This window comes from Lishizhenia sp. (assembly GCF_057456495.1).
In genome coordinates, this window is record NZ_JBVCPV010000158.1 from 1 (window position 1) to 7,278 (window position 7,278).

Below are 7,278 nucleotides of genomic sequence, written 5' to 3' on the forward strand. Positions count from 1 at the left end.
CCAAGAGTTGTTGTATTCATCACCATCTGGTGTAAATGTATTCGGAGCATACATGATAACTTCTGGTTCAACGTTAACCATTTTCACAATGGTATCAACACAACCAATATCTGAAGTAGCTATTAACATCACCTCATAACTTCCAGTTTCTCCATCAGGGAAAGTAATTACAGGGTTTTCTTCTGTAGAAGTTCCAGGATTACCTTCATTAATTATCCATTGGTAAGATACTGCATCTACCGAAGCATTATTTAATTGTGCTTCTGGACTAAACATGTAAATCGGAGAATTGTAACTAAAGTCGGCCTGTGGAATTGGCGTCACATTTAAGTAATTCGTATAGGTCAAAGAATCTATACATCCATCAGGAGATTCAACAATTAACTGAACATTGTAAGAACCAACATCTGGAAGTGTTACTGTAAGCGGATCCACATTCATATAAGAACTATCATTACTCAAATTCCAGTACCAATTTCCAACCATCGTTGGGTCAGTATCATTAGTCAAAGTAAATGTACCTGGTGCACAATCCTCTGTGATATCTGCGCTAAATTGCACATCCGGTTCTGGTAAAACTGTGATTGTAACCTGTTGTGGGAATGGCGTTGATTCACATCCATCTGTAACTACTGCTGTATACGTAGTTGTCGCCGAAGGATTCGCACTAAAAGTATTCGAAGAACCTACAGGGTTACCAGCTCCATCTACCCAAGTGTAGTTGTATGGACCACCATCACCACCTGCTCCGTCAACCAATAGTGCCGCTGGGTATCCAGGACAAATATCTTGGTCAGGACTTATAGTTCCACTCAACGGTGGATTTACTGTAACTATTATAGTCGCTGTATCTGAAGGACAAAGATTTTGATTGTAAGCCATTACATCAACTGTGCTTGTTGCTGTTGGACTGTAATCTTCATTTGAAGTTGTATTTGTAGATGTACTCCAGTTGTATACAAAAGAAGTTCCACCTGTAGCTGAAGCCCACATAGATGCTGTTCCGTTCTCACAAACTGTTGTGTCTGGACTCGTTGTCAATACAATTGGTGCTGGTTCGTTTAACACTACCGTAGCATCATCCGTACATCCGTATATATCTATGATTTCAACATCATACGAACCAGAAGGCAAACCAGTCATAAAATTAGCCGTTTGATACGTTTGTCCACCATCAAAGCTATATTGATCGTTGTTAACTGAATCTAGATAAATCTCTCCATCACTAAATCCGTTACAACTTGGATCTATTAAAGAATCTTGTAAAACAGGTACTGAAACATATACTACAACACTATCTGTAGCATCGGGACATACACCATTTGATTCGGTCAAATAAAGGGTAAAGGCTCCACTACCCAGCGTTTGAAATTGGGGGTCAAGTACATCGTTTCCAGGCGCAAAAAATGGGGTTGAAGAACCGCTGGCCGTCCACATAAATTCATTATTCGGATCGGAAGGTACACCTTGCATATAAGCAATTCCACCTTGACAAATGGCTGTATCTGTTCCTGCATCAACAAATACAGGAGGTAACACGTTAATCGTAAACGACACAGTATCATAAATACCTGTAGTATCACTTAGCTCTACAAAGTATTCAGTAGTATCTGTAGGTAAGAATGATAATTCTGGCCAGTTTGCCGAACTCACTAATTCCGAAGCATTATTTAATACTTGGAAACTTACATAGTTTGAATCAATCCCACCAAGATCAATCGTAGCTGTAGCCGTATCACCTAAACATACTGTTGAACCTAATGCTGAAGGATCACATGTTACAGATGCTGTTGTTGTACTACCTGAGTTACCAGGAATATCCGTACCTGTATAAACCGGTACTAATTGGTTCTGTAAACCACTGTAGTTAGAAAAACACAAAACATATTGAGATCCCGCTGTTGCGAAGAATGAGTGTTCAAAATTACCTTGATTGGCTCCAGTAGGTAAATTACCTTGTTGAACCATACCTGTATAACCTTGACAAGGTCCGTTCCAGTTACAAGCAACAGGAGGCAATAAATTATTTGTAATATCTGAACAGGCGTCATTGCTAGATAATGATCCTCCACCCGCTTGGTAATACGGCCATAATGCCCAATCGTAACAACCACCACTATTAGGTGATCCTAAAGTAAACTCGAACCAACCATCTTGTTGAATGGTAAAAATCATCCAAGTAGGATTTAATTCATTCGCCAACAAACAACCTGAGTTACCTGCTGTACCTGGGTTTGTAGAAGGGTTTGAAACAGTATTCCCTGATGGAATATCGTTAAAGTTTCCTTGACCAATACCTGCCGTAAAGTCATTGATTGTACATCCGAAAACGGCTGTACTACAATCAGCTGGATTGGTAGTTGTAGTTTGTGCTTTAACGCCTGATACTGCCAAAGCCATTAGAAGGGTATAAAATATCTTTTTCATATGGCTATTGGTTTACTTTATCACAAAACGTATCATCGAATGCATAATGGTCATCAAAACCTTGCACTCCAATACGAGAACATTCAATTAAATTTTCATTGCCTTCCATCCAAGAAATAAGATCATCATTCGTAAATGAATTAATTTCTTTGGTTACAATTAAGAGTCCGTTTGTTATACGATCTAAACGAACTACATAACAATTCGGGTTGTTTTTAATTGCCGTTTCAATTTCATTTTGAAGGCTTGTAGATGTGGTACTTAATTGTACCTGTGCAAAATACCTCAATTGCTGTGTTTGTACATTCTGAAATGCAGAACAACAAATAAGTATTGCACATAAAAACAAAGTTTTCATGGGTTTCATAGTTTCTAGCTTTACAATCTAAACGTGTTAAAGAAAATGACGTTGCCTTTAATTCTAAAAAAATCTCAGAAATATTTCACAAACATCACAACCAACACCTTAGCACTCTAAAAGTATTAGTTTTTCTTAATTATTTAGGGCTAGAACACAACTTTTCATAGGTATAGAAATAAAAAAAGAGGAACCCGAAAGTTCCTCTTTGTATATATCCTTAAATTTTAAACGTCCTATAGGAACTTAAAATCTTTTCCTGGGTAAACTGCAGCTTCTCCCAATTCTTCTTCAATTCTAATTAATTGGTTGTATTTCGCCATTCTATCAGAACGTGAAGCAGAACCTGTTTTAATTTGACCACAGTTCAATGCTACCGCTAAATCCGCAATAGTATTGTCTTCAGTTTCACCCGAACGGTGAGACATTACTGAAGTGTATTGGTTACGTGTAGCCAATTGTACTGCCTCAATTGTTTCTGTTAAAGATCCAATTTGATTTACCTTCACTAAGATAGAATTTGCAATACCTTCGTCAATTCCTCTTTTCAAACGCTTAGAGTTTGTAACGAATAAATCATCACCCACTAATTGCACTTTGTCTCCAAGAACTTCTGTTGCTTTTTTCCATCCAGCCCAGTCATCTTCTGCTAATCCATCTTCGATAGAAGCGATAGGGTATTTATCACACCACTGGTTCCAGAATTCAACCATTTCTTCAGAAGTCATTTCATCACCTGTAGATTCAAAAATGTACTTCCCTTTTTCTTCGTTGTAGAACTCAGAAGATGCAGCATCTAATGCAATCCAGATATCCTCGCCTGGTTTGTATCCCGCTCTTTCGATAGCTTCTAATACAACTTCGATTGCCTCATCGTTAGATCCTAATGATGGAGCAAATCCACCTTCGTCACCAACGTTTGTTGACATTCCTTTTTCTTTTAAAACAGCTTTCAAGTGGTGGAATACCTCAGTTCCCCATCTTAATCCTTCAGAGAAAGAAGATGCACCAAAAGGCATCACCATAAATTCTTGAATATCTATTTTATTATCTGCGTGAGATCCACCATTTAAGATGTTCATCATTGGAACTGGCATAGTTACCGCTCCAACACCTCCGATGTATTTGTAAAGCGACATACCTGTTTCAGATGCTGCTGCTTTAGCTACTGCCAAAGAAACACCTAAAATAGCGTTCGCTCCTAATTTGCTTTTGTTATCTGTACCATCCAAAGCGATCAATTTGTAATCAATTGCCTTTTGGTCTAATACGTAATCACCTTCAAGTTCTTCGTTGATAACAGTATTGATATAGTTCACGGCATTTAATACACCTTTCCCTAAATATCTTCCTTTATCTCCATCTCTTAATTCTACCGCCTCATGAACTCCAGTTGACGCTCCAGAAGGCACTGCTGCTCTTCCAAAACCTCCGTTAGAAGTATACACATCAACTTCTACAGTTGGGTTACCTCTTGAATCTAAAATTTGTCTACCTACAATTTTAGCTATATAACTCATTTCTAATTGTTTTTCATGTTATCAATAAACTGGTCGAACAAGTATCTTGAATCGTGTGGACCAGCTGAAGCTTCTGGGTGATATTGTACAGAGAATACAGCTTTATTCTTCAAACGAATACCAGCAACTGTATTATCATTTAAATGAATGTGTGTTAATTCCACATTCTCGTTGTTTTTCAAACTGTCTTCGTCTACAACGAATCCGTGGTTTTGAGAAGTGATCTCACCTTTACCTGTGATTAAGTTTTTCACCGGGTGGTTCAATCCTCTATGTCCGTTGAACATTTTCTTTGTTGTTAAGCCTTGAGATAAAGACAACAATTGGTGACCTAAACAAATTCCAAAGATTGGAGTATCACCTTCTACTAATGTTTTAACTTTTTCAATTACATCTGGCATTACAGATGGATCTCCAGGTCCATTAGACAACATGTATCCATCAGGATTGTAAGCCTTCAAATCTTCCAATGGTGCATCCATAGGGAAAACTTTTACATCACAACCTCTTTCTTGTAAACACCTTACGATATTCTTCTTCACACCGAAATCGTACAATGCAACTTTATATTTTGATTCTGTAGTGGCTTTAACTTCGAATGCTTCCTTTGTACAAACTTTAGAAGAAAGTTCCAAACCTTCCATTGAAGGCACTTCCTTTACTTGTTGTTTTAAAGCGTCGATATCAAAATTCTCTTCTGTAGAAATAATTGCATTCATTGCACCTTTATTTCTAATGTAACGCACTAGGGCACGCGTATCAACATCGCAGATTCCTATTTTATTGTCTCTTACCATGTTCTCTTCTAAAGAACCTTCTGCCGATGCACGAGAATAAACTTCTGAAAACTTTTTGATTACTATACCAGCAATCTTCATATCGTCTGACTCAATTTCTTCTGCATGTACACCGTAGTTTCCGATGTGAGAAGTTGTCATAACTAAAATCTGACCAAAATAAGAAGGGTCAGTAAATACCTCTTGGTAACCTGTCATCCCTGTATTAAAGGCGATTTCACCATAAGTTACACCTGGATTACCAATTGATTTTCCATGAAAAACCGTTCCGTCTTCAAGTACTAGAACTGCTGGATTTCTTTCTTGCATTTCAAAAAGTTTTTGCAAAGTTAATGTATAATAAAGGTTTTAAGAAATGTTTTTAAGAACTTTTCTTAACACCCTGAAAATAGGGCATAAAAAAAGGCAATCCTTAGATTGCCTTTTCCTTCGAAAAATATTTCTATTCTTCTTCGTCTTTTGCTTCAGTAGTTGCTTCAGCTTCAGAAGTTGTACCTTCTGCTGCTTTAGATGCACCTCCACCTCTTCTAGAACGACGTGTCGTTTTAGCAGGCTTATCGTTTAACATCAATTCGTTGAAGTCTACTAATTCTACCATACACATTTCAGCATTATCCCCTTGTCTGTTACCGATACGGATGATACGCATGTACCCACCTGGACGGTCAGCAATTTTAGGAGCTACTTCACGGAACAATTCCGTTACTGCTTCTTTGCTTTTTAAGTAGCTAAATACGATTCTTCTCGAGTGAGTAGAGTCTGTTTTTGACTTTGTCAATAAAGGCTCCAAGTACACTTTCAAAGCTTTCGCTTTTGCTACGGTAGTATTAATTCTTTTATGTTCTATAAGCGAACAAGCCATATTAGAAAGCATAGCTTTTCTGTGTGCTGACTTTCTGCTTAAATGATTTACTTTTTTACCGTGTCTCATTTTCTTTTAATTCTAAGATTCTTAATCCTTGTCTAATTTATATTTAGACACATTCATTCCGAATGAAAGACCTTTAGCTTCCACTAAATCTTCCAACTCAGTTAGTGATTTTTTACCGAAGTTTCTGAACTTCAATAGATCGTTCTTGTTGTAAGAAACAAGATCTCCTAAAGTTTCAACGTCAGCAGCTTTCAAACAGTTCAATGCTCGAACTGATAAATCCATATCTACTAACTTCGTCTTCAATAACTGTCTCATGTGTAGAGAAGTTTCATCAAACTCCTCAGTTTCAGACTTCACTTCGCTATCTAAAGTAATTCTTTCATCAGAGAATAACATGAAGTGATGGATCAAAATCTTAGCTGCTTCTTTCAAAGCATCTTTAGGATGAATTGAACCATCTGAAGCAATCTCCATAACTAATTTTTCATAGTCAGTTTTTTGCTCTACACGATAGTTCTCTATAGAGTATTTTACGTTCTTAATAGGAGTAAAAATAGAGTCTATAAAGATAGTACCAAAAGGAGCTCCTGATACTTTGTTCTCTTCTGCTGGCACGTATCCACGACCTTTAACGATAGATAACTCCATCTCTAATTTTACAGAAGGCTCCATATTACATAATACAAGATCCGGATTCAATACTTGGAATGCTGAAGTAAATTTACCTAAATCCCCTGCAGTAAGTTTATCTTGACCAGAAATAGAAACAACTACTGTCTCTGTATCTTGATCTTCTATTTGCTGCTTAAAACGAACTTGTTTTAAGTTTAAGATTATCTCAGTAACATCTTCAACGACTCCTTTAATAGTAGAGAACTCGTGGTCTACCCCTTCAATTCTAATTGAAGCGATAGCAAATCCTTCTAAAGAAGAAAGTAAGATTCTTCTTAAAGCGTTACCTACTGTGATTCCGTATCCTGGTTCTAATGGACGAAACTCGAATTGACCTTCGTGCTCATCAGATTGAATCATTATTACCTTGTCAGGCTTTTGGAAGTCTAAAATAGCCATGTTAATGCGTTATATTTTATTTAGAGTATAATTCGACGATAAATTGTTCGTTAATGTTCTCAGGGATCATATCTCTTGTTGGAACACTAATTACAGAACCAGCCATTTTAGCTGAATCCCAATCTAACCAGTCGAATTTATTATTACTAGAAGCCAATGAAGATGTTATTGCTTCTAATGACTTTGACTTTTCTCTTACACCTACAACATCACCAACTTTCAACTGGTAAG

At 37.1% G+C, this 7,278-nt stretch carries 6 protein-coding genes and 1 pseudogene; all 7 read right to left on the reverse strand.

Annotation, left to right across the window (positions count from 1 at the left end; genetic code table 11):
• Positions 1–2,427: hypothetical protein (locus tag AC22ZQ_RS11095; RefSeq protein ID WP_318958840.1), on the reverse strand; the 2,427-nt coding region annotated here is incomplete at its 3' end.
• Positions 2,428–2,431: 4 nt separating this feature from the next.
• Positions 2,432–2,785, reverse strand: a complete 354-nt coding sequence (locus tag AC22ZQ_RS11100) for a hypothetical protein (protein ID WP_318958841.1) — start codon at positions 2,783–2,785, stop codon at positions 2,432–2,434.
• A 236-nt stretch (positions 2,786–3,021) separates the two neighbouring features.
• Entirely contained in the window at positions 3,022–4,305 is a 1,284-nt protein-coding gene (gene eno / locus AC22ZQ_RS11105; protein ID WP_318958842.1) for a phosphopyruvate hydratase, read from the reverse strand.
• Between the two features lie 2 nt (positions 4,306–4,307).
• A complete protein-coding gene (gene carA, locus AC22ZQ_RS11110) occupies positions 4,308–5,411 on the reverse strand; it encodes a glutamine-hydrolyzing carbamoyl-phosphate synthase small subunit (protein ID WP_318958843.1) in 1,104 nt (367 codons plus the stop codon).
• Between the two features lie 133 nt (positions 5,412–5,544).
• Entirely contained in the window at positions 5,545–6,033 is a 489-nt protein-coding gene (gene rplQ / locus AC22ZQ_RS11115) for a 50S ribosomal protein L17 (RefSeq protein WP_318958844.1), read from the reverse strand.
• A 21-nt stretch (positions 6,034–6,054) separates the two neighbouring features.
• The gene (locus AC22ZQ_RS11120) at positions 6,055–7,047 is read right to left on the reverse strand and encodes a DNA-directed RNA polymerase subunit alpha (protein WP_090248880.1); all 993 of its coding nucleotides are present in this window, start codon (positions 7,045–7,047) and stop codon (positions 6,055–6,057) included.
• Positions 7,048–7,063: 16 nt separating this feature from the next.
• Positions 7,064–7,278, reverse strand: a pseudogene (locus tag AC22ZQ_RS11125) (30S ribosomal protein S4); the annotation flags it as partial.

What these genes read in the sequence shown, in the direction of transcription:
- AC22ZQ_RS11100 (WP_318958841.1), bottom strand. Translation starts at nt 2,785, where the DNA reads ATGAAAACTTTGTTTTTATGTGCAATACTTATTTGTTGTTCTGCATTT.
- eno (WP_318958842.1), bottom strand. Translation starts at nt 4,305, where the DNA reads ATGAGTTATATAGCTAAAATTGTAGGTAGACAAATTTTAGATTCAAGA.
- carA (WP_318958843.1), bottom strand. Translation starts at nt 5,411, where the DNA reads ATGCAAGAAAGAAATCCAGCAGTTCTAGTACTTGAAGACGGAACGGTT.
- rplQ (WP_318958844.1), bottom strand. Translation starts at nt 6,033, where the DNA reads ATGAGACACGGTAAAAAAGTAAATCATTTAAGCAGAAAGTCAGCACAC.
- AC22ZQ_RS11120 (WP_090248880.1), bottom strand. Translation starts at nt 7,047, where the DNA reads ATGGCTATTTTAGACTTCCAAAAGCCTGACAAGGTAATAATGATTCAA.